The 24,073-nt window shown below is 40.0% G+C and carries 16 protein-coding genes; 8 read left to right on the top strand and 8 right to left on the bottom strand.

The annotated features are described in order from the left end of the window. Positions 1-588 precede the first annotated feature (588 nt). From C1A09_RS09840 to C1A09_RS09805, 8 genes are all read left to right on the top strand, one after another. Positions 589-825: a hypothetical protein gene (locus tag C1A09_RS09840; protein ID WP_101543550.1), complete on the top strand. Its 237-nt coding sequence runs from the start codon at positions 589-591 to the stop codon at positions 823-825. 222 nt (positions 826-1,047) lie between these two features. After that, positions 1,048-2,148, top strand: coding sequence for a tryptophan--tRNA ligase (trpS, locus tag C1A09_RS09835; protein WP_101543548.1), 1,101 nt, complete (start codon positions 1,048-1,050; stop codon positions 2,146-2,148). Between the two features lie 163 nt (positions 2,149-2,311). Then, positions 2,312-2,854 (top strand): RNA polymerase sigma-70 factor, encoded by a 543-nt coding sequence (locus C1A09_RS09830; RefSeq protein ID WP_101543545.1) that lies wholly within the window; start codon positions 2,312-2,314, stop codon positions 2,852-2,854. 75 nt (positions 2,855-2,929) lie between these two features. Continuing rightward, positions 2,930-3,925 (top strand): FecR family protein, encoded by a 996-nt coding sequence (locus C1A09_RS09825; protein ID WP_101543543.1) that lies wholly within the window; start codon positions 2,930-2,932, stop codon positions 3,923-3,925. A gap of 231 nt (positions 3,926-4,156) precedes the next feature. Beyond that, positions 4,157-7,471, top strand: a complete 3,315-nt coding sequence (locus C1A09_RS09820; RefSeq protein ID WP_245875003.1) for a TonB-dependent receptor — start codon at positions 4,157-4,159, stop codon at positions 7,469-7,471. 25 nt (positions 7,472-7,496) lie between these two features. Further along, positions 7,497-9,548: a RagB/SusD family nutrient uptake outer membrane protein gene (locus tag C1A09_RS09815; RefSeq protein ID WP_101544203.1), complete on the top strand. Its 2,052-nt coding sequence runs from the start codon at positions 7,497-7,499 to the stop codon at positions 9,546-9,548. A 232-nt stretch (positions 9,549-9,780) separates the two neighbouring features. Continuing rightward, positions 9,781-12,087, top strand: coding sequence for a M60 family metallopeptidase (locus tag C1A09_RS09810; protein WP_245875001.1), 2,307 nt, complete (start codon positions 9,781-9,783; stop codon positions 12,085-12,087). A gap of 43 nt (positions 12,088-12,130) precedes the next feature. Then, the gene (locus C1A09_RS09805) at positions 12,131-13,348 is read left to right on the top strand and encodes a discoidin domain-containing protein (RefSeq protein WP_101543538.1); all 1,218 of its coding nucleotides are present in this window, start codon (positions 12,131-12,133) and stop codon (positions 13,346-13,348) included. Between the two features lie 152 nt (positions 13,349-13,500). On the opposite strand, the gene C1A09_RS09800 is transcribed toward C1A09_RS09805, so the two are convergent. From C1A09_RS09800 to guaB, 8 genes are all read right to left on the bottom strand, one after another. Further along, entirely contained in the window at positions 13,501-14,694 is a 1,194-nt protein-coding gene (locus tag C1A09_RS09800; protein ID WP_180949205.1) for an OmpA family protein, read from the bottom strand. A gap of 110 nt (positions 14,695-14,804) precedes the next feature. After that, on the bottom strand, positions 14,805-16,688 hold the full coding sequence (mutL, locus tag C1A09_RS09795; protein WP_101543532.1) for a DNA mismatch repair endonuclease MutL: 1,884 nt from the start codon (positions 16,686-16,688) through the stop codon (positions 14,805-14,807). 36 nt (positions 16,689-16,724) lie between these two features. Beyond that, positions 16,725-17,015: a hypothetical protein gene (locus tag C1A09_RS09790; RefSeq protein WP_101543529.1), complete on the bottom strand. Its 291-nt coding sequence runs from the start codon at positions 17,013-17,015 to the stop codon at positions 16,725-16,727. Positions 17,016-17,019: 4 nt separating this feature from the next. Further along, positions 17,020-18,645 (bottom strand): OstA-like protein, encoded by a 1,626-nt coding sequence (locus tag C1A09_RS09785; RefSeq protein ID WP_101543526.1) that lies wholly within the window; start codon positions 18,643-18,645, stop codon positions 17,020-17,022. Next, entirely contained in the window at positions 18,630-19,997 is a 1,368-nt protein-coding gene (locus C1A09_RS09780; RefSeq protein WP_101544200.1) for a peptidylprolyl isomerase, read from the bottom strand. Before C1A09_RS09780 ends, C1A09_RS09785 begins: the two co-directional genes overlap by 16 nt. A gap of 15 nt (positions 19,998-20,012) precedes the next feature. Further along, positions 20,013-20,855 carry a peptidylprolyl isomerase gene (locus C1A09_RS09775; RefSeq protein WP_101543524.1) on the bottom strand — a complete coding sequence of 281 codons (843 nt, stop codon included), beginning with the start codon at positions 20,853-20,855 and terminating at the stop codon, positions 20,013-20,015. Positions 20,856-20,912: 57 nt separating this feature from the next. Continuing rightward, positions 20,913-22,463 (bottom strand): peptidylprolyl isomerase, encoded by a 1,551-nt coding sequence (locus C1A09_RS09770; RefSeq protein WP_101543521.1) that lies wholly within the window; start codon positions 22,461-22,463, stop codon positions 20,913-20,915. Between the two features lie 82 nt (positions 22,464-22,545). Further along, positions 22,546-24,021: an IMP dehydrogenase gene (gene guaB, locus C1A09_RS09765; protein ID WP_101543518.1), complete on the bottom strand. Its 1,476-nt coding sequence runs from the start codon at positions 24,019-24,021 to the stop codon at positions 22,546-22,548. Positions 24,022-24,073: the final 52 nt, after the last annotated feature.

The following is a 24,073-nucleotide window of genomic DNA, read 5'->3' as shown; positions in this document are numbered from 1 at the left end:
CTCTCCGTTTCTTGAACATACTACCCAAGAACATAATCATTCTCCAGAAAGTTACCTTTGCCGGTACATAAAGTTAGAACGAAAGCTTCATTCCTTAAAAGGAAGACTTCATTTTAAGTTTACGTCACAACAGCCGCGACTTTATAATAAATGTATCTGCACACTATGAGCCTGTTTAAATTTTCTTCAATAATATTTTTTATAGGGACAGTAGATATTTAATGGGAGATATACTTGATAAGTTCTTTTGATACTGTATTCATCACAGAGAAATCAGTTGTCAAATTGATTTCAAAAAGACGCTCATCAGGCGTTTTCTGTCTCCAAACTGCCCATTTTACTGACACGCCCGCTTTCCAAGAAGTCCAAAAGCGTGTGATTTAGCGCATAAATATGCGACGTTTTTACCGAATATATACCGGTTGCACACTTCCCGCACGAGGGATATTAACTTCCCACACGAGAGATATTAACTTCCCGCGAGAGAGATATCAACTTCCGACGTGAGGGATGTTAACTTCCCTCATGGAAAAAATGGACATTTCTCCTGCAAATGCTCCTTTTCTCCCGTGAAAAGAGCGTTTCTGGATGGGTAACCCACTGTTTTCCGTCTATTTGGATTATACATATTTCTGTATTTCGCTATTCATGAGGAAGATACGGATTTTCGTTCGCAAATTTCCGCTTGCGTCTGCCAACGGGTGGAAATACGCGATCCTCGGGTTTCGGAAAGTACAAAGTGTCAAAAAACGGGTACAAGCATATCTGGAAGAACATCCTTGCCTCACCGTCTACAACTATCGCCAACTGACGGGAGTACTGTAAACTGCTGTTACCACAGAGCTGCATCAGTGAAAAAAAATGCCCGAAAGTAACATCACAAGTAGCAGAAAAGGAACCATAAGGCATATGTGAAAAGTGAGATTTTAGGCTAAAACCGAACCTTTTCTAAATATTTCTAATTAATAAACACTATATTTGCAGCCAAACTACCATTCTGTATCTATAATGGTTTAGAACAAAGTATATAATAAAAGAATAACAAATATGGCAAAAGAAAAAATCATCCTTACGGGCGACCGCCCCACAGGACGCCTGCACATCGGACATTATGTAGGCTCGCTAAGACGCAGGGTGGAGTTGCAGAATTCCGGACTGTTTGATAAGACGTTTGTATTCATCGCTGATGCGCAAGCACTGACGGACAACATGGAAAATCCGGAAAAGGTGCGCCAGAATGTTATCGAGGTAGCCTTGGATTATCTGGCTTGTGGCCTGGATCCGACAAAGAGCACCATTTTCATCCAATCCCAGATACCGGAACTTTGTGAACTCACATTCTACTATATGGATTTGGTTACCGTCAGCCGTTTGCAACGTAACCCCACTGTGAAAACAGAAATCCAGATGCGTAACTTTGAGACAAGCATTCCGGTAGGATTTTTCACCTATCCTATTAGTCAGGCCGCAGATATCACCGCATTCAAGGCTACAACCGTTCCTGTAGGTGAAGATCAGGAACCAATGATTGAGCAAGCCCGCGAGATAGTACGCCGTTTCAACTTTATTTATGGAGACACCTTAGTAGAACCGGAAATTCTTTTACCGGATAATGCCGCCTGCCTGCGTCTGCCGGGTACTGACGGAAAAGCCAAAATGAGTAAATCGTTGGGAAACTGTATCTATCTTTCCGACTCAGCCGACGAGGTGCAGAAGAAAGTGAAGAGTATGTATACCGACCCCGACCACTTGCGCGTGCAAGACCCGGGCAAAATTGAAGGTAATACCGTATTTACTTATCTGGATGCTTTTTGCCGTCCCGAGCACTTTGAACGTTACTTGCCCGATTACCCTTCGCTGGAAGAACTGAAAGCGCACTATCAACGTGGCGGTTTAGGTGATATGAAAGTAAAAGGGTTCCTCAATTCTATCATGCAGGAAACTCTAGAACCTATCCGTAATCGCCGCAAAGAATTCGAGAAGGATATTCCGGCCATTTATGACATGTTGAAAAAAGGTTGCGAAACAGCACGTGAGGCTGCTGCCAGAACATTGGATGAAGTGCGCCGTGCTATGAAAATAAACTACTTTGACGATGAAGAGTTAATTTCAGAACAGGTGAAGAGATTTAATGGAGAAGGAGCATAAATACTCCTGGAATTCTCATCCGACAATATTTTAAAAAAGCTGTATCCCAATAATACACGGATGTTATAAAAAATATACATCCGTGTAAATTATTAAATTTACTACTCCTATAAAAGGAAAAAGTGAATAATTATATATAAATAAAAAAAAGGAACAGATCCGAATGAAAGTATCCCACAGTAACCAATCTATAGAGGAACACAATGAGGAAGTATTGAAATACCTATTCGATACTTACTTTACCCGATTGTGCCAATTCATGTATACCTATTGGGATAACAAACAGGAGATCGAAGAAGAAGTTATGGACATATATGTCCATCTATGGCAGCATCCCGAAAAAATCAAACCAGATTTATCCATCAAAGCTTATTTGTTCCAATCCGCACGTAATAAATGCCTCAAGCTTATACGCGACAAAAAAGAAATACTTTCACTTGACGGACTCGAAGAAAACATAAACACGGACGAACCGACATCGCTTGAAATGCAAGAGCTCAATGAACTTATTCAAAAAGCAATCCTCGCTATTCCAGCCAACTCCCGTGAAATTTTCCTAAAAAGCAGGAACGACAATCTCACCAATCAGGAAATAGCTGAAAAAATGAATATTTCTTTGAAAACAGTAGAAAAACACATTTCCCGTTCGCTGAAGATAGTAAGAGAAATCATAGGTGACCAATACATTTTTTTTATTTTCTTGTAAAAAATCCATTTTTACCGTAGGGTTAAAACTGTTTTTAGGGTTACACTAGTAAAAGACCTTAAAAAAACAGTTAAAATGAGAAAAGAAATACCTTGGAATTTAATCATCGCCAAACTTGAACGCACTATCAACTCCGATGATGACCAATTACTGGCAGAATGGTTGTCCGACAGTAAAAATCTTCAAGCCTATGAAGAAATAGCCATCTTATGGAACAAGGTACAAGAGCGAGCAGACGGTTATACTCCACAGCCGGCTCACTATTGGAATCAGATCGCCAAGCAACTTAATCTACCTTCAGTAAGAAAAGAACGGAAAAGACTTCACTCTATTCGAAACATCTATAAAGTTGCAGCATGTATTGCCGTACTGTTGGTTTCCTCACTTTCATTCTATTTCGGAACAACCTGGGATTTTACAAGTAAGACATCGCAACAATGCTATACCAATGTCAACGGGAAGTCACAAGTCACTTTACCTGACGGCAGTATTGTCTGGCTACACTCCAACACCACTTTGGCATATAATACTGATTTCCAGAAAAACAACCGCATAGTCAACCTGAAAGGTGAGGCCTACTTTGAAGTAGCCAAAGATAAGCATAAACGTTTCATTGTACACACAGATGGAATTGACGTTGCCGTATACGGAACCAAGTTCAATATCTCCTCCCACCCGAAAAACGCAGAGACTTCTGTTAGTCTTTTAGAAGGTTCCGTAGCCTTTACTACTGCAAACAATCCGCAAGAAAGTTTCTTAAATCCCGGTGAAGTAGCTGTGTATAATAAAGAAAGCCACCAAGTATCAATCACCCGGGAAGATGTAGACATGAATGCGGCATGGGCCACTCCCACCGTACAATTCTCCAATCGTTCACTGGGGAAAATATGTACCGTTTTATCCGACAGATTTGACGTCACCATACGTATAGCACCAGAACTAGCAGACAAGTACTTATACACTTTCACCCTACACGATGAGAATATTTTTGAGATACTGGAACTTATTGCAAGTATCCATCCGATAAAATACACATTTAACAATGATGGCACAATCGATATTATTCAATAAAATCATTAACCTTTAATACAAACGCCTATGTAGAAACTTGAAAATTAATGTAAACAATTAAAAATGTAGAGAATTTATATGGATAAAAAACCAAAAATATCTAATTAACTTATGAAATACAAAAAACTTTATTTATTAATTATTACATGTTTCTTTTCCCTAGGTGTAATCGCCCAAAGCGGTTCGGAAAAGATCACCTTATCTTTCAAAAACATACCTTTAAAAGAAGCCATGGGAAAGATAGAACAGGCTTCCGGATATACGTTCTTTTATGATGCAACAGAAACAAATACAGAACAACCCGTTAGTCTGACAGCCAAGAATGAAGAAATTCGTCTGGCATTACGCAGAATGTTTGAACCTACCGATCTCACATTCAAGTTCTCGAAAAAGCAGATCGTACTAACTGTCAAAGAAATCAATAGTAACCAAAAAGGAGCAGCCAAAACCATTACCGGTCTTGTCACCGACGAGCAAGGAGAACCGGTCATCGGTGCTACAGTAACTGTAAAAGGTACCATAAATGGTGTACTAACTGATATTGACGGTAAATATAGTATCCAGACCCATGAAGGAGAAATACTGGAATTCCGCTATATCGGCTATAACAGTATAGAACAAAAAGTAAAAGATAAAAACACAATTAACGTGGCAATGTCCGAATCCAATGTCAACTTGGATGATGTGGTAATCGTAGGATACGGTTCTCAGAAAAAGGAGAGTGTAACATCCTCAGTAAACACAATAAAACCTGCCGAAATAGCAATTCCGACCCGCAGTTTGTCCAACATGATCGGTGGTCAGATTGCCGGTGTGATTTCCATCCAAGTATCGGGTGAACCAGGTAATGACGATGCCAGTTTCTGGATTCGTGGACAAAGTTCTTATGCCGGTGGCACAAGTCCGTTAGTATTGGTAGACGGTGTTCCCCGTGCCATGAATGATCTGGATACGGATGAAATTGAAACTTTTACCGTTTTGAAAGATGCCGCCGCCACCGCTGTATATGGTTCTGAAGGAGCCAATGGTGTTGTGTTGATTACTACCAAACGCGGACGTGCTCAAAAGACAGTGGTTTCTTTCAATGCACAATATAGCATTGCTACTCCTACCCGCATGCCTGAACTTATGAACTCCTGGGATTATCTCTCGCTGTGGAATGAAGCATCCTGGAATGACGCCGGAAATCCCGACTGGACAAACTATATGCAAAATAATGCTCCTTATTCGGCAGAAGTATTGGATATGTATCGTAATGGAACAGACCGTGATTTGTACCCCAACTCCATCTGGACCGACTTATTAGCGGACAACACACACAACCAACGATATACAATCAACTTCCGGGGAGGTTCTGAAAAGACGAGATTTTTTGTTTCAGGAGCCTTCTATGACGAGAAAGGTATCTTTAAGTCCAACCCTATAGACGATTATGATGCCAACATTGGTGTGAAACGTTATAATCTGCGTTCCAATGTGGATATGGATATCACACGAACTACCAAATTGTCTGTTGATATGAGTGGACAGTACCGCACAAAAAACAACCCGGGCAGTTCTTCAGAGTCCATATTCAAACATATTGTGGTATTCCCTACCCACCTTATCCCGATGACATGGTCAGACGGTACAGCATCTGCCGTTACCGGTGAATCCGATGGACGTTATAATCCGTATAACCTATTGAACTACTCTGGTTACACCAAACAGTGGTCAGCCGCTTTACAAAGTAAAGTCACCCTGAAACAGGAACTCGATTTTATTACTAAAGGTTTGTCTGCACAAGGAAGTATCAGTTTCGATGCAGATTTCACCTCCACCATGAAACGTTCTCTGACCCCGGAAAAATGGTTTGTCAATGGCAGGGATGAAGAAGGGAAGCTGATTAAACAAAAAGTGGCAGACGGAAGCCCACTTGGCGAAGCTACCGTCAATGGCAGTAGTGGTACAAAGAAAATTTATCTTGAAGCACAATTGAACTATGCCCGTACCTTTGCCCAAAAACATGCCGTTACAGGTACTTTCGTATATAATCAGAAAGAGACTCAGTATCAAGGTTCTAGAAAATCAGACGGAACTCAGGATGTAGGTGGTTTAAAATTACTTCCTTACCGCAAACAAAACTACGTTGTACGCGGTACATATACCTTTGATAGCCGTTATGTATTGGAGGCCAGTTTTGGCGCTACCGGTAGCGAAAACTTTGCATCCGGTCACCGTTGGGGAATTTTCCCTGCAGTGGGAGCTGCATGGAATGTACATGCAGAGAAATTCATGCAAAAAGATAACATACTCAATATCATTAACAAGTTACGTATCAGAGCTTCTTACGGTCTGACCGGTAACGACAATATTGGTAGCAGCAGCCGCTTCATGTACAGAGAATCTTATACAGACAGCGGGAACTCATATCTTGGTTTGACGGGGCCAGGCGGTAGTGTCACCAACAATTATGGAAAAGTATACGAAAATCTTTTTGCATCTCCTTCACTGACTTGGGAGATAGAGAAAAAAGCCAATTTCGGTATTGACTTGGGATTATTCCGTGGACGTGTAGATATCACAGCCGATTACTTCAACAATCGTCGTGAAGACATTCTAATTCAACGTGTCACTGTTCCTACCTCAACAGGTTTCCGTAACAATCCGTGGCAGAACTTCGGTATCACCACCAACAAAGGTTTTGATGCCAGTATTGTAATAAAACATAATATCGGTGACTGGACTCTGTCCGCCAGAGGTAATATGACCTATGCTGTAAATAAAATTGTAGAAAAAGATGAGATTCCACAGCAGTACCCATGGTTGGCACAGACTGGAACTTCAATCGGAACCAATAAAATTCTAATAGCCGACGGACTCTATACCAACCAAGACTTCATTATTACCCAAAAAGCCGATGGAAGTTATAGCTACAAATTAAAAAATGGAATTCCAGCTACCGATGTCAATAAGGTACTACCAGGTGACATCAAGTACAAAGACTTGAATAATGACGGAAAAATTGATGAGATGGACGAGACCTATTACAGTGGCATACATCCCAATAACCCGCAAATCGTCTACGGTTTCGGTCTCAATGTACAATACAAAGGTATTTATGCAGGCGTATTTTTCCAGGGAGCAGGCAGACGTTCGGTGAACCTGAAAGCCAATGACAGTTATTTCATGCCGTTCCATCAGGGAGTTTCGCAGACATCCGCACGTGCGGAAGCTGCCGACCACTGGAGTGCCAACGATCCGAACAATATGAATGTATTATATCCGAGATTACATACTGCCAAGAATGATAATAATGAAAGAAACAGTACCTGGTGGTATCGTAGCGGGAATTATCTACGCCTGAAAAATGTGGAACTTGGTTACCAATTCGATAAAAGACTCATCCAAAAATGGAAAATGCAGAATTTACGTGTCTACGTTCAAGGCAGTAATCTCGCCTTATTATTTGATGACATCAAATTATGGGATCCTGAAGTAGGAAACAGTGGTTCAAGATATCCTATCAGCGCAACATGGACCGTGGGTCTGGATGTAACCTTTTAATTAACCTTCAAATTAAACAATGAATATGAATATCAGAAAAACTATTTATACAATAGCGGTTGCCTCCATAGCAAGCGTTTTCTCCTCTTGCTCCGATTTTCTGGATGTCTCCAAAGAGTTATCCAAAGACTTAAACAAGGAAGAGGTATTCTCCAACTATACTTATTTGAAACAATGGTATGGCGAATTATACTCTACTGTACCCCGATATTCGGAAACAGGTCTGGATATTGTCAATAATTCGGGTGAATTTCCTAATATATGGGCCATATATTCGGGTGAATTGATTTGCGCGCATCCCAATGTACTACAACATGGACAAAATACATTTACCACACAAGTAGGTTATCATCGTTGGGCGTCTTGCTACAAAGAAATCCGTCAAGCCATGATTTATCTAGAAAATGCACCAGCCACAATGGGTGATCCCAGTGACCGTGACGGATACAGATCTGAAGAAGATATGCGCCGTATGAAAGCAGACGTAATCTACCTGATGGCGTATAACTATTTCCTGTTGTTTGAGATGTATGGTCCCGTACCCATCGTACAGACAATTGCCGATCCCGAAAGCGCCGATCTTGATCTTCCGCGTGCATCGGTAAAAGAAACGGTAGAGTACATTGACGGTCTGTTGGAACAAATTATTGAAGGTGAATACAGCGACGTGCTCCCCGACAACTATAAGCAAGGTAACAGTTATAACTATACCGAGATGTTACGTCCTACTAAAGCTGCCGCATTGGCATTGAGAGCACGCTTGTGGGTATATGCAGCTTCTCCACTCTTCAATGGCGGTTATCCAGAAGCTCTATTGGTGACAGACAAAAGTGGTAAACAACTATTCGAACCCGAAGACCGCAGTAGATGGCAAACAGCCAAAACACATCTGGAAGCATTACTGAATTTTGCCGATTCTCACGGAATGGGTTTATATAAATACTTAAATCCAGACGGAACAGAAGATCCTCACATGTCTGTATATTATTTGTTCCAGGAGCTCAATGACGAAATTCTATGGGCTAATCCTACCAATGATTATAGTGCTATAGGAAGCAGAATGGAGCCACGTACTGCTCCCTGGTCTTTGGGTTATGCCAGTACTATTGGTGGTAATGTAGGTCCTTATCAAGAATTGGTAGATATGTTCTTCACCAAGGACGGTCTGACTATTGAAGACGGTTTAAATAATGGAAGTTATAAGGAAACTGGTTTCAGTGACATCCAAAATCCTTGTACCAACATTGAGATTGATACGAAGGTGACTAAAAAACATGTAGACAAGCATATCTTCAATATGTATGCCAATCGTGAGCCACGTTTCTACTCCAACATTACATACGAAGGAAAGAGTTGGCACATCCAACCTTCAAGCTATCCTGACTGGGGAGCCTACTTCAGCGTCGCTTCAAAATCTTCTTATAAAGGAGATGATACAAATGCACGCACAGGCTATTTACTCTATAAATTCAATAATCGTGATATTATGAAGAACAATGGTAACAAAACCAGTTGGGGACGTCCGTGGATTTACTTCCGTCTGGCAGATTTCTACCTTTATTATGCGGAAGTATTGAATGAAATAGACCCGAGTAACAGTAATATCATTAAATATTTGGACATGGTTCGTGAACGTGCCGGTATTCCAGGTTATCGTGAAATGAATGATAACGGAACTAAAACAGGAATTATTGGTAACCAAAATGCGCAACGTGAAGCAATTTATCAAGAACGCATTGTCGAAATGTTTGCCGAAGGTAACTATTATTTTGATATGCACCGTTGGATGAGAGCTGGGTGGTCTAAAGACGAAAATACCGGACGATGGATCAAGGACAATGAAGATAAAGCTATTATCCGTACCGGTATGAATATAAATGAGATTACAGTTACAGCATTCAAGGAAAGTGCCAATAAACAAGCCAAGACTTTCCGGGAGGCAGACGGTCCCGGTACATACTACAACCGTATCGTTATAGACCGTTTCCCATGGAAGAAAGCAATGTTACTATATCCTGTACCTTATAATGAAATGCAGAAAAGTAAGTTAATGGTACAAAATCCTTTGTGGAATTAATCATAGTACGAATATGTAAAGGCAGGAACAGAAACTCTTTTCTTTGTCTGCTCTTGCCTTTACTTTTTGAAACACAATTCTTTTAAATCTTAAATCTCTATATCTTAAACAGATATTGATCAATTCTACAAAGAATAACAGAAACATGAATAATATGAATAAATATACCATAAGAAGTAAATGGAGCTATACAAAGTTCTTTTTATGGATACTACTTTATATATTTCCTCTTATGGCGTGTAGCGATGACAACGGTGAGGTGTTTCCTGAGAACTGGATAAATATATCTACCGAGCCTCTGAGCTTCTCTTTTGAGGGAGGAACGGAAAGTCGTGATGCTATACTCGGTACAGGATTGGATGCCGCCAAGGTAACCTCTACTCTTTCCCAGCAAGGGAAGGACTGGATTACAGTTAACCTTGAAAATGGTAAACTAAAAATTCTATGTGAACGTTCATGGAATAACAAACCGAGAAATACAATATTGACTTTAACGTATGACGATAATCATAAGTGTAATCTTCCCATTTCGCAAGAAGCTGCACCCAGTTCAGCAGATCAGACTATCAAAATAATCGGTGCAATAGCAGATTCTGAAGAAACAGACAAAAAAGACGAAACGACCCAAAACCCGTTGACTCTAAAAATGTCTTATGATGGTAATAAAAACACTTACTTCAATTCTAAATTTGGAGCTGTCAATTATCCGTTCCACATCACCTACGAATTGGAAACCGGGCATACTCTAGATTATATTGTCTATACGCCACGGCAAACCTACAATTACTGGGGAGCGTTCGATAAGTTCTCTGTAGAAATATCTACTGTCGACAAACCGGATGATTTCACCTCTATAGGCAGTTATGAGCGTGGCGACGGAGTGTTTACTCCATTCACGATTACACTGGCAAACGGTATCAAACAGGTAAAGAAAGTTCGATTTGTTATCACCAAAGCCTATCAGGACCGGGTTAGTTGCGCTGAAATGGAGTTTTTTGAAGCCAGTAACAATAAATTTGACGGTTCTTCTATCTTCGCAGATAAGATGGGTCTGCAACTTAAGGAAGGGCTAACTGAAAACAATATTAAACAACTGCCCAACAAGTATCTGAAAGAGTTAGGGCTTGCCCTATTAAAAGGAGAGTACGACACGTCTTATCGCTCAGCCAGTTATCGTCCTTATCAGAAACCGGATATCATGGCAACTAAAAATAAGACGAACAAATACAGTTTGCGTGATAACCCTACAGGCATCTATGCAAAGGCAGGCGAAACCCTACCTATATTTGTGGGAGAGATTTATGAAGGCGGAAAAATATCGATGTTGATCCAAGACTTGAACGGTGGTTATTCCAACAGTAAGACTTATGAGCTTAAAGAAGGATATAACGAAATAACGGTAGAAATTGGCGGTCTCATTTATATCCTGAACCATGTGGAAGACGATATTCCATTATTGGCAGATCAAGCTTCAGAAGCCCAAAAGCAAATTATCAAGGCAAAGACCGTGCAAGTACATTTCGGGGCAGGGAAGGTAAACGGCTACTTCGATATTCAGAAGAATACGGAAAACGACTGGAAAAATATCCTCAATAAAGCTCAATATCAAGATATAGATATATTAGGCAAATACTCACACATTACGTGGAAAGTAGAAGACTTCAGAGCTGCGAATACAGAAATTACCAAAACGGTGGCGAACACAGATCGGCTGGTTGAGCTGGAATGGGATTTCATGGGACTATTCAAATATCATAAGGAGTTCAACAACCGTATGCACCTCTGTATTGACTATAAAGCAACAAGCCCCAATGCCAGTGATTACCGTACCGTATATAGTGTGGGAAACTCCAACAGCTATGCCGAAATATTCTGTAATCCGGCACGGTTTGGAGTACGTTGTTGGGGACCTGCACATGAAGTAGGGCATTGTAATCAAACACGTCCGGGTTTGAAATGGGCTGGTATGACTGAAGTGACCAACAACATCATGTCTACATATGTACGTTGGGAATTGACAGGAACCTCCTATCTTATCGAAGAGAATAATGGTAACGGTTTTTATAAAAGTGCAATTACTCTATTCAAAGATAACAAGACCCCTCATTGTGTTGGTTATTCGGATGATACCTATAACCATTGTTATGAGAAACTGGTTCCCTTCTGGCAATTGAAACTATATATGATTGATGCATTAGGACAAAAAGACTTCTATCGGGACTTGTATGAATACTATCGTGGTGAAAATTCCCTTGCTACTGATGCAGAAAGCATGACTCATGGTGTCTATCAGCTGGATTTTGTACGACAAGTATGTAGAATGGCCCGAATTGACTTTACCGGCTATTTCAAGGATATGGGCTTCCTCACTGCGGTAAGCACGAAACTGAAAGATTATGGAGAAAAACAATTCACAATCACGCAAGCACAGATTGATGCCCTGATTGCAGAAATCAAAGCCCAAAACTATCCCAAGAAAGCTCCCGCCGATTTATATCTGATAACAGATAATAACTGGGAATCTTATAAGAACAAATAACAGAATTAGAAAAATAAAGTTATAACTATTAAGTTTAAAAATTATGAATAAGAAATATGCAATGAACGTAACTACAACTATGTTACTGTTACTTTTTATGTGTTTTTCCATTACAGGATGTAACGATGACGATAAAGATGTTACTGTACCCGACAACTGGGTGACTGTACCCTCTGATCCTTTGACTATCGGCTACAGGGGGGGTGATCTATCTTGTGACTATACACTAGCTCCAGGATTGGATGCTTCAATCGTATATGTTGTCAGCCATGAATTATGGGCTTCCGGATATATTGATTATGATCAAGAAAAAAAACTAAATGTTTTAAAAATTGAAGTCGAAGAATCGGAACTTATAGAAGAAAGAGAAGCAAAATTCACTTTATGCTACGATGACAAGCATCAAACAGAGATCAGTGTAATACAAGCACCTGCACCTCCTACAATGGTAACTGAAATCATTACCGACAATATCCCCGTAAGTATCCGTATGAATGAAACACTCAACTTGAATGAGTACACTTCCGTACTGCCATCCAATGCAAGTTATAAGACATTACGATTTACAGTAGCAGAAGGTAGTGAGAAAATAATATCCATCAGCGCAGATGGCATATTGAGTTGTAAGACCGGTGGTAATGCTACGATCAATATAACGACAACGGATGGCAGTAATGTAACCACTACCGCTACAATTACCATAGAAAACAATATCCTATTCGATCGTAAAGATTGGAAGGTGTCTACATCAGCAAATTATACATTATCCACTGGAGGAACATTAAATTATATAGGTGATTATAACAACAATCTACCCGGACAAACCGGAGAACCGGAAGCTATGTTCGACGGTAACAGTAAAACATATTTCGCAATACTAAAAGCCGAAAAATCGAGCTTTGCTCCAAATGCCGGTAAATACAAAGGTGTCACTTTTAGTCAAACCCCCGGTGGTTCTTTGTATTTCATAGTGGATATGAAAGAGCAACAAAAGTTTAATTATTTCTATATCGGACACAGAAGCGACAATACAACTTCCGGCTTAAGAGTTTCTAAAGTAAAAATTCATGGTAGTAATGACGGTAGTACGTTCACCCAAATAGATAATGAGATAACTCTTAATAAGACGCAGAACATTAATTATCCTATCACTACAAGTACATATAGATATGTCAAAATTGAATATTCTGCCTGGGAATCGGCAAGTAGTACCTTACAAATTGCAGAATTCAATTTAGGAATGAATTATGCTTTAGAATAATTTTTTTATTAAAAAATGACTGATTGTACTTTTAGAGATAAATAAGAAATACATGTTTCCTTAGTTTATATCGGTAAAAGTCTAAACTCAAAATCCCCCAAGAGTGAGATTTCTCAAACTCTTGGGGGATTTTTTTATATAGACTAATTATTTTAATTAGCGGATTTTACTAATACCACACGATTTAAAATAGGTTGTCCAAACTTGTCTACACCGCCACCGGCAGCTACTTTCAGACGGTCAGCAGAAATACCATAATCCTTCACCAATACGTTCACTACAGCTTGTGCACGTTTCAAACTCAATTCCTGATTGAATGTCGGAGTACCTGTTGCAGAGTCAGCATAACCGTTTACTGTATAAGTTGCATTCGGGAATTCCTTCATCTGTTTTGCCAGATAAGAAATGTTCATAACTTCACGTGGAGTTATTTCGGCAGAACCTATATTGAAGAATACAGTACGCGGTGCAATATCCGGATCAGTAACAACAACTTCCGTTTCAGAAACCTCTACCGGCCTGTTTTCAGCAGCAGTTAAAGCCGACTTCAATTGTTGGTTTGCAGCAGCCATATTAGCAATTTCTTGTTGCATTGCAGCCAACTCCACAGCAGAAACCAATTGTGGTGTCGGACGGTTAAAACCACGTTTCGGGAAGTGGTAAGTCAACCCAAGAGTTGCACTAAATACACCGTCATAACCACGCTTTCCGGCAACTGTTCCATCAAATTTATCCTCTACTCCCATCGCACTCAGTTCGAGATTAATATCTATCGCATTCGAAATACGGAAGCGATTGATAATACCGGCGTTTATCGCCAAGGCTTCGCGATGAGGCTTTGTATAATTATGAGTGATACCAGCACCTAAGTAAGGAATAATCTCATATACACGATACTGATTATAACCACCGAAAAGTGCGTTCAAGTTAAACATTACATCACCATGGAAATTCATGTAATCAAAACGTTGTTTGTAGGAACCATTACTACGCTGAGTCCCTCTTACATAATCAGCTGAAGGATCCATTGTGAAACCTTTTACCTGAAGACCACTATATTGCAAACGCAGTCCTAAACCAGGAGTAAACCATTTACCAACGGAAACATTCATCGTCGGACTGATGCGCTTACCAAAACTGCCTAATTGTTGGTCATTATCTCCATACATAACCGAGGCACCTCCCCCGATAGAGAAAAACCAATTACTCCAGAATGGATTGGTGATTACTTGATATTTATCCTGCAATTGGATAACGTCAATTTGTTCTACAACAACAGGCTTTTGTTGCGCCATAGCAACAGAAGATACGCCGGCTAAAGCCAGCAACATTAGAATCTTTTTCATATACCTCAAATAGTTAAGTGGTTAATTAAATTCTTTATCATTCAATCTGATTAATTAACACCATCGAAACTAAAAGGTTTTAGAAAAAGAGTTTTTTTTTATGATTTCTCTTATTTTGAGAATAGCTTTTCGATTTCTTCTTCTTTGATTGTAGCGAGAACCGTACGTCCATCGGGTGTATAGTTAGGAGTGGCACAAGCAAAAAGATTATCCACCAAATTGGACATTTCATCATTGTTCAATACTTGTCCGTAAACAATAGCAGCCGCACGTGCCAAAGTCAATGCAAGAATAGTTTGTATCTCTTCTTTTACATCATTACCTTTTTCCATAGCTGTATGTACCATATTACGAACAAGCTCCACCGGGTTTAGACCTTCAATTCCCGAAGGAATACCATTAATGGCATAACTTCCCCCACCCAATGGGCTTAGATCGAACCCTACTGCCGCCAAATCATCGAAAAGGCTTTCGAGCACAGCTGCTTCCGAAACCGGCAATTGAACTATTTCAGGGAATAACACCCCTTGGGAAAACCCTTGTTTTTGGCGTATCTGGTTCATATAACGATCGAATAACACCCGAATATGTGCACGATGTTGGTCTATTAACATTAAACCGGATTTAACAGACGTAAGTATAAAACGGCCTTTGAATTGTAAATGCTGTGCTCCTTTTTCTACAGTAGATGCTTCACCGGCATACAGTAAAGAAACGGGTTGAGGAATTATCTCCACCGGTCTTTCTGCAAGAGGGGTTTCTTCAAGATCAAACGATGCCTCCATAGGCTCGTTCATTTTACTGGCTTTCTCCAGGCCAGAATATAATCCTTCCCATTCCACATTCTGTCGAGAGTAACCTCCTCCATATGCTGACGCAGAAGAGGTTTTAAAAGGATTAAAATCCGTATTATAGTGTACTTTAGGAGGTTCTATCGGACGACTTTGTTCAAATGCAGGAATATCCGGCATACCTTCCGTATCAAAATCAATGGAAGGTACAGCATTGAACTTCCCTAATGATTCCTTAACTGCCGCTGAAACGATCTGCCAAATGGCTTGCTCATTCTCAAACTTGATTTCAGTCTTTGTGGGATGAATGTTTACATCTATATTAGCAGGGTCTACATCAAAATAAATAAAGTAGGAAATTTGCTCACCGGCAGGTATCAACTGTTCATATGCATCCATCACAGCTTTATGAAAATAAGGATGACGCATATAGCGACCATTCACAAAGAAATATTGATGTGCTCCCTTCTTACGAGCAGTTTCCGGTTTAGCGACAAAACCGGAAACCTTAACCATCGTTGTATCTACCTCAACAGACAGCAGTTGCTGGTTCAGTTTCTTTCCGAAGATAGCAAGAATACGCTGACGCAAAGGCATGACGGGAAGATTGAATAATTCCGTATCGTTGCTATACAAATAAAAAGCAACATCAGGATGTACCAGAGCAATACGTTCAAACTCCATAAGAATATTACTCAACTCCGTTGAATTAGCTTTCAGGAATTTTCGACGTGCCGGGATATTAAAAAACAAATTTCTGATAGAGAAATTACTACCTTTCGGACAAGAAACCGCTTCCTGGCTCTCCACTTTTGAACCGGCTATTACTAATCGTGTCCCTAATTCCTCATCGGCTATACGAGTTTTCAACTCTACTTCCGCCACAGCAGCGATAGACGCCAATGCTTCCCCACGAAATCCCATCGTACGTAAGGCAAACAAATCCGAGGCCTCACGAATTTTGGATGTGGCATGACGTTCAAAAGAGAGACGAGCATCAGTCTCAGACATCCCTTTACCATCATCTATCACCTGAATACAGGTCTTTCCCGCATCAGTTATTAATACATGTATTTCTTGTGCTTCGGCATCAATCGCATTTTCTACCAATTCTTTAATAACAGATGCCGGACGCTGAATAACCTCTCCGGCAGCAATTTGATTAGCAACCGAATCGGGCAGCAAATGAATGATATCGCTCATAATTAAGTTAAAATATAAGATATAAGATATGGGAACTTAGAGAAGTCCGCTCGCGATAGCATACCATAGATATCCTAATAAGGCTATGATAACCAAAATAACACCCAAGTGTACAGGCTTACGTCCACTTTCCTTGCGACGTTTCAAATGAGTGGTACCCTCAACGAACTTTCCTCGGATATCTTCCGGAGAAAACTCTTTCTCTGGTATCATACCCAATTCACGCTTAGCATCTTCTTCCATCTTTGCCAACTTCTCTTTTCGCTCATCCACATAAATGTATGAATGATTAAAGCCACGAGGCTTCCGCATTGTAAACATTCCCATAGCATTACTTTTTAGTTCGTTTAATATGCATGTCTCTTGGCGAAGAGACAGGTTTCCTATCACTTTTCTGCAAAGTTTCACCTGCTTTTTTACCCCGCCACTCAAAGATATCCTCTTTATTGAGCGGACGAATATAGTCGAACCACACAAAAGAAGGCAGTTTCATTTTATCTGCCGGTATCTGATCCATAGGATATAAAATGCCATTAGACTTACCGATGAGGGCAGCTTCCTCCATTTTACGATCTTTGAGATAAATACGCAAAAAGCTGCCTTCAGCATAGTTCATACCAATCATTGTAGAATCTTTTTCTTCCGGATAGAATATGATAAGAACATTACCATTTACATCCACACGACGCATCTCACCTGCTATAAAGTAGGCCTTCATTTCCTTACCAGTAACTTGATTATAGTGTATAGAGTCTTTTTGCTCTACTGCCAAAGCCTGATTAATAATATGAGCCCAATCAATGGTACTGTCGTTCATATAAACTTTAATTTCTTCACCAAGCAATTGTTGCGCACCATGCCAAATAACCGGATCGGTGTACATCGTCATGCAGGAATCTTGGGAATTATACACCAAAGAATCACAAACAGCCTGTACATCTGTACGATAGGCACGAACTTTATGATAAACCCGCATCTCACGGTACATAGAATCCGTATTCAAATGATAAGTAACCAACCGCAATGTATCTCCATGCATAAAAAGGCTGTCACCTTGAGAATAATCAATAGCAACAGCACGCTGAGTTGCCAAAGCATTGCCAGTAAGTTCATTGTAGAAACAATAATTACCAGTAAGCATATTTTTGTTCACCGTATCGTTCATCTGCACATTATTGAAAGCTTCACCATAACCCAGATTACGGTCATAGAAAAGGCTGTCACCTGTGAGTTTCTTACCTTCATTGGTCAACACGGAACGGTCTAAAAGTTCAGCTTGTTCTGTAATGGTATTGTATATTCCACGTTCCGAGTAAATATGATTCTTGTCACTAACAATATCCGAAGGACCAAGGATAGTAGCTATTTTAGAAGCTGTATTATACTTCAATGTATCCGAAGTCAAAACAAACTTGGGATTTACCAACTTTACGTCATGGTTGAATACTGATAATTTAGTTGCCGGACTATATTCACCCCATTCTGAAGTCAATACATTCTCTTCATCTGTAAGCGTACCACCATCAAAGTAGTATCCCAAATTGTAAAGACGATCATAATTCAAACTATCGGTAGTAAGTTCAGTATTACGATTAATCATACGTACATTCTCACGCAACATGGCCAACTGAGACATACCATCATAATACAGGTAATCACCATATATGAACAAGGTGTCTCCCTGCTCCATACGTACATTACCAAACGCCTCGACAGAATTGATTTTCTCATAAATCAATGCACTATCACAAAACATATACATGCTGTCATGCTTCAACCTAACCGCCCCGATAAGCACTTGTACATCTGGACGAAACTGTTTGTCTGCCCGCGCTTCGTCGGCATAGAGCAAATCAACACGCGTTTTTTTCTTTTCAGGCTCTTTTTTCTTGTCCTGTGCGCTCAACAAGCACACACAGAACAAGTATAAAACAGAAAATATCAGTCTTTTATCCATCCTGGATATTTGAATGTACAGTTTCTCCAATTCTCATTGATACGGACATAAGTATGCTTCTGTTTCTCACGTATCCATTTATCCAACATTTCATCACGGCGTTTTTCCAATACGATATTTTTCAGATTTTGATAATCTTCAGAAATGGTAGCCTTATGACCGTTGGTACGACTTTTAAGTTTCACAATAACGCACTCTTCCTTTCCCGTCTTCTGCGGTATCATCACGAAAGCTTCAGAAATCTCACCCACTTTCATCTTATCTACCATTTTAGCTATTTCAGGGGGAAGCTCCTGCATTTCAAATCTAGAAGTATTGGTATTAGGATTAGGCAACAAGCCATGATTATTGCGTGTATCCTTATCCTGTGAAAGCACAGATGCAGCTTCTTCAAAAGTAAACTTGCCATTACGGATATCATCAGCAATGGAATCCAAACGAGCCTTACCAGCCTCTAATGCTTCCTCCGGTATATGCGGTTTCAGCAAAATGTGACGGGTCTTAATGCGGTCTCCCCGTTTCTCTATCAACTGAATAATATGAAAACCGTATTCAGACTCAACAATCTTAGACACTTTATTAGGGTCTTGCAAGTTGAAAGCAACATTTGCATAAGCCGGATCGAGCATACCACGTCCGGAGAACTCAATTTCACCACCATGCATGGCAGACCCACGGTCTTCTGAATAAAGACGTGCTAATGTAGAGAAACTAGTTTCTCCCTTGTTGATACGGTCGGTATATTCACGCAGACGTCTCTTTACATCTTCTATCTCCTCTAAAGGGACTTTCGGTTGCTGAGTGATAATCTGTACTTCAACCTGAGTAGGAATGTAAGGGATACTATCCTGTGGCAAATCTTTAAAGTAACGGCGTACCTCGGCCGGAGTCACTTTAATTTCCCCTACAAGTTTCTGTTGCATCTTTTGTACTTTCAACCCTTCACGAGCATTCTCGCGCAAAGTTTCACGTATCTGGCTGGAAGTTTTGTTAAAGTATTCTTCCATCTTCTCGCGCGAACCGATATTGGCAATATACATATTTGTCATGTAGTCCACACGCTGAATAACCTCACTTTCGGAAACTTCAATACTATCGAGTGCAGCCTGATGCAGATACAATTTCTGTACCGCTATTTCCTCCGGTATCACACAATAGGGATCACGATCAAATTTACGTCCTTCATACAAAGCGCTCATACGCGCCTCTTCTACTTCAGACTTCAAGATAGCCTCATCACCTACTACCCAAACTACCTCGTCAATCACGTTGTCTTGTCCATAAACGGTAGTACCGGCTAACAGTGTCAAGGCAAATAAAACTACAAACTTAAAGTTCATACACTTTCTCATTCTTGGTGTCTTATACTAATAATATTTAATTTCATTTTTCTTCTCCGCCCGTTGATACAAGTCGTTCTTTACCTGTTGCATAAATTCCACTTGTTTCATATTCAGCAGCATATCCTTCACTTGCGCACGTGCAAATTCAAACGGTTCCTGTTCTCCTATCCGACGAAAATCACTCACATTCAGAAAATAATAGAAGGCTGTATCTTTCAATTCTACATGGCGGTTTTTATCCAAATATTTTTCGGTATCGGCAGCTTTCAACGGCATCAAGTCAAGCACGTCGGCCATCGGCACCCATTTATCATAAAAATATTCATACTTCACAGCATTCTGCAAACTATATTTCTCCAAATGTTCCACCGCCTCACGATTTTCAGTCTTATACCAACGCCGTACATTACCCAACTGAGGAGCCGTCAACGGAACTTTGATGAATAATCCCTTCATTAACGGACGTTCTACCTTGAAAAGCACATGATTCTTAGTATAATAATCAATCAGTTCCTGTTCGGATATCTCCCCGGAAAGAGTTTGATGTATCAATGCCTGTTGATAAGTATGCATAATCAAAGCCTTACGATAATTTTCCACCAACTTGTCTATCTCACCATTATTAGGGATATTACTCCGTGCTTTTTCGTAGAGCAGAACATCTTCCACCCAATTACGGATGTAATGTTCGGCAAACAACAGGCTGTCGTCCGTCGTCAATCCATCAGGAAGTACCGATTGTAAGTCTTCTCGATAAAGAAAATTACCGTCCAACTCCACCAAAGGTGTCCGTCCCTCGTGGTCATGTTGTTCCTTGCATGCAACACAAAGAAGAAGAATTAAAAGCCCAATGCAGGTTGTTCGCATTATCTACTGATATTTACTATATTTTAAGGTACGAAGATAGTGCTTTAATTGGTTGCATCAGTGATTATTAACGGTTTTTAAAACCTCTTGGTTAATTTCAACCTTAGCATTAGTACGTAATCGGTTCATCCACTGCCCCTCTAGATAGTTATGATAATCGGCAATAAGGACTTTACGTACCTCCTGATAATCTTCCGGCCCTTTTACTTTTTTACCTAACACAGCAGTAAAAGGGAATGACATTACAGGAGTAGCATCCTCCTTTTTAAACACTAAATCGTCAACATAGATATTATCACCCATAGTAAATACCCCTTGTTCCAATTGTATCTGAGGTTGAGAGCCAGCATTAAAAGTTAACCGAATAGCATCTTTCCACTCATTCTCTGGCAAATGTTTCAGAAATTTACGGGCTTGCTTAGCAATACGTTTAGTGGTACAATGCAATACAATACCTTTGTAACGGGGTTCTTTCCATTGATAGTTAGAACGATGTTTATTAAAATACGCCTGTAAACCGTACTCATCAGTCAAAGCACGTCGTTCAATTTCTTGTTCAGTAATTCTATCTAATAAAAGATTATCCCGATATTCCAATACCTGATAACACAAATTCGGATATTTCTGTTCCAAACGCGAGTTTTCATAATCTAAAACAGATTTCATAATAAAACCTTCCAGTTGCTTACGTACTCCTGCCGGATAGGTCATGGCAAAATGAGAAAATTCCTTACCTGTATATTTTTTCCCATTGAGAGTAAACAAAGTCCGGACAGTAGATCCTTGGGTTATCAGTTCATCGATACTAAATTTATCAGGAGTATAACGGTATTCCTTTTTCAACTTTTCCACAAAAGCCCTTGTACCTTTATCTATATTATAATGGTGTGTCCTCCTCCGGATAATTTCATCTTTGACAGTTTCAAACGAAGGTATTTCTTTCCGTCCAAGTACCTTTACAATATGAATACCCTGAGGAGTATAAAAAGGACGTGATATCTCACCGACTTTTAAACTGAATACGGTATCTTCAAACTCTATCGGCATCTGTAACCAACTCATCCAGAATGTCTGCTTTTCATCGGAAAACTTATCCATACAATTTTTAAAAGCCATATCCGTATTATTTTTTTGCAGGAATTTATAAACAGAATCTATCTGCATCTCGGTTTCACGAAGAGTGATACTAGTTACATTCTGAGGAAGATACTTAAAAATATGTGCCACATGTACCTGACCAGCACGGTGATTGTCCTTCATTTTATCATACAAGTAACGGGCTTCTTTCTCCGTGACCTCCCTATCGGTGAGATACGATTTAATCAATTGTAGACGATATTCTTCAAGTTCTTTCTTAAACAACGCCACAGTATCCAAACCAGCATCTTCAGCTGCCCGGACTTTCAACTTGAAGTCCACGAACAAATTGACATATTTATCTAGCGTTTTCTTCTCTAAATCAGAACCTGACTTATTTTTATTATAAAAATACTCAAACTCTGAACGTAGTACATCTTTCCCGTCGATACGTATCATTACCGGATCTTGCTGCGCAACTATAGTACTTACCAGCAATAGAAGTATGATTGTCAAATTTGTTCTTACCATAATTTTTTTGTCTGAAAACAAAAGAATGCCCGAAAAGCATAATACACTCCCCGGGCATTTATCTCATGTCTACAAAATATGTTTATTCCGGACGGCTGTAGTTCGGGGCTTCACTCGTAATCGCTACATCGTGCGGATGACTTTCCAGCACACCAGCATTGGTAATACGAGTAAACTTGGCGTTATGCAACTGCTCGATATTGGCAGCACCACAATAGCCCATACCTGCACGCAGACCACCTACCAACTGATAGATAACTTCATACAAAGTACCTTTATAAGGTACACGTGCAGCAATACCTTCCGGAACTAACTTCTTTACATCACTTGTTCCACTTTGGAAGTAACGATCTTTTGATCCATTCTCCATTGCTTCCAAAGACCCCATACCACGATAAGATTTAAACTTACGACCGTTAAAAATAATTGTATCACCCGGAGACTCTTCTGTTCCGGCAACTAACGAACCAATCATTACGCTGTAACCACCAGCAGCCAAAGCTTTCACCACATCACCGGAATAACGCAAACCACCGTCAGCAATCAGAGGAATGCCTGTACCTTTCAATGCTTTGGCTACATCATACACGGCAGACAACTGGGGTACACCAACACCGGCAACCACACGAGTCGTACAAATAGATCCTGGACCGATACCCACTTTTACACCATCAGCTCCAGCCTCTACCAAAGCTTTGGCAGCTTCTCCAGTAGCAATATTACCTACGACAATATCAATACCTGGAAAACGTTTTTTGGCTTCCTTCAATTTTTCAATTACATAAACAGAATGTCCGTGAGCCGTATCAATAACAATTGCATCTGCACCTGCATCGACCAAAGCCTGCATACGATCAAGCGTATCAACCGTTACACCGACACCGGCAGCAACACGCAGACGACCTTTACTGTCTTTACATGCCATCGGTTTATCTTTTGCTTTAGTAATATCCTTATAAGTAATCAATCCTACCAATTTATTATCCTTATCTACTACCGGTAATTTTTCAATCCGGTGTTCTTGCAGAATTTGAGAAACAGCCTCCATATCTGTAGTAGGATTGGTAGTAATTATGTTCTCCTTAGTCATTACCTCATCAATACGCTTATTCATATCTTTCTCAAAACGCAGATCACGATTGGTAACAATACCCACCAAATATTTTTCATCATCCACCACTGGGATACCACCAATCTTATACTCAGCCATCAAAGCCAAAGCATCAGCTACCGTGGAACCTCTCTTGATAGTTACCGGATCATAAATCATACCATTTTCAGCACGTTTCACAATAGCAACCTGACGCGCCTGCTCTTCAATAGACATATTTTTATGAATAACGCCGATACCACCTTCACGAGCAATGGCAATAGCCATCTTTGCTTCGGTAACCGTATCCATAGCGGCTGTTACAAACGGGACTTTTAACTCAATGTTTCGTGAAAACTTTGTCGTGAGCTCGACAGTTTTGGGAAGTACTTCAGAATAAGCAGGGATTAACAAAACATCATCGTAAGTCAATCCATCCATTACAATCTTATCAGCAATAAATGACATAGGGCTATGCGTTTAAAAATTATTGCGTGCAAATATACGTTTTTTATTCCAT

The organism is Bacteroides cutis, assembly GCF_900241005.1.
Classification (GTDB): Bacteria; Bacteroidota; Bacteroidia; order Bacteroidales; family Bacteroidaceae; genus Bacteroides; species Bacteroides cutis.
The sequence above is the reverse complement of the archived record's forward strand: the minus strand, read 5'-3'. Positions and strand labels throughout refer to the sequence as shown.

Bases quoted from the DNA above. Each gene is read 5' to 3' on its own strand.
- C1A09_RS09830 (WP_101543545.1), top strand. From the start codon at position 2,312: ATGAAAGTATCCCACAGTAACCAATCTATAGAGGAACACAATGAGGAA.
- C1A09_RS09770 (WP_101543521.1), bottom strand. From the start codon at position 22,463: ATGGTAAGAACAAATTTGACAATCATACTTCTATTGCTGGTAAGTACT.
- C1A09_RS09820 (WP_245875003.1), top strand. From the start codon at position 4,157: ATGGGAAAGATAGAACAGGCTTCCGGATATACGTTCTTTTATGATGCA.
- C1A09_RS09840 (WP_101543550.1), top strand. From the start codon at position 589: ATGGGTAACCCACTGTTTTCCGTCTATTTGGATTATACATATTTCTGT.
- mutL (WP_101543532.1), bottom strand. From the start codon at position 16,688: ATGAGCGATATCATTCATTTGCTGCCCGATTCGGTTGCTAATCAAATT.
- trpS (WP_101543548.1), top strand. From the start codon at position 1,048: ATGGCAAAAGAAAAAATCATCCTTACGGGCGACCGCCCCACAGGACGC.
- C1A09_RS09785 (WP_101543526.1), bottom strand. From the start codon at position 18,645: ATGGATAAAAGACTGATATTTTCTGTTTTATACTTGTTCTGTGTGTGC.
- C1A09_RS09775 (WP_101543524.1), bottom strand. From the start codon at position 20,855: ATGCGAACAACCTGCATTGGGCTTTTAATTCTTCTTCTTTGTGTTGCA.
- C1A09_RS09825 (WP_101543543.1), top strand. From the start codon at position 2,930: ATGAGAAAAGAAATACCTTGGAATTTAATCATCGCCAAACTTGAACGC.
- C1A09_RS09790 (WP_101543529.1), bottom strand. From the start codon at position 17,015: ATGGGAATGTTTACAATGCGGAAGCCTCGTGGCTTTAATCATTCATAC.
- guaB (WP_101543518.1), bottom strand. From the start codon at position 24,021: ATGTCATTTATTGCTGATAAGATTGTAATGGATGGATTGACTTACGAT.
- C1A09_RS09815 (WP_101544203.1), top strand. From the start codon at position 7,497: ATGAATATCAGAAAAACTATTTATACAATAGCGGTTGCCTCCATAGCA.
- C1A09_RS09805 (WP_101543538.1), top strand. From the start codon at position 12,131: ATGAATAAGAAATATGCAATGAACGTAACTACAACTATGTTACTGTTA.
- C1A09_RS09810 (WP_245875001.1), top strand. From the start codon at position 9,781: ATGGCGTGTAGCGATGACAACGGTGAGGTGTTTCCTGAGAACTGGATA.
- C1A09_RS09800 (WP_180949205.1), bottom strand. From the start codon at position 14,694: ATGAAAAAGATTCTAATGTTGCTGGCTTTAGCCGGCGTATCTTCTGTT.
- C1A09_RS09780 (WP_101544200.1), bottom strand. From the start codon at position 19,997: ATGAGAAAGTGTATGAACTTTAAGTTTGTAGTTTTATTTGCCTTGACA.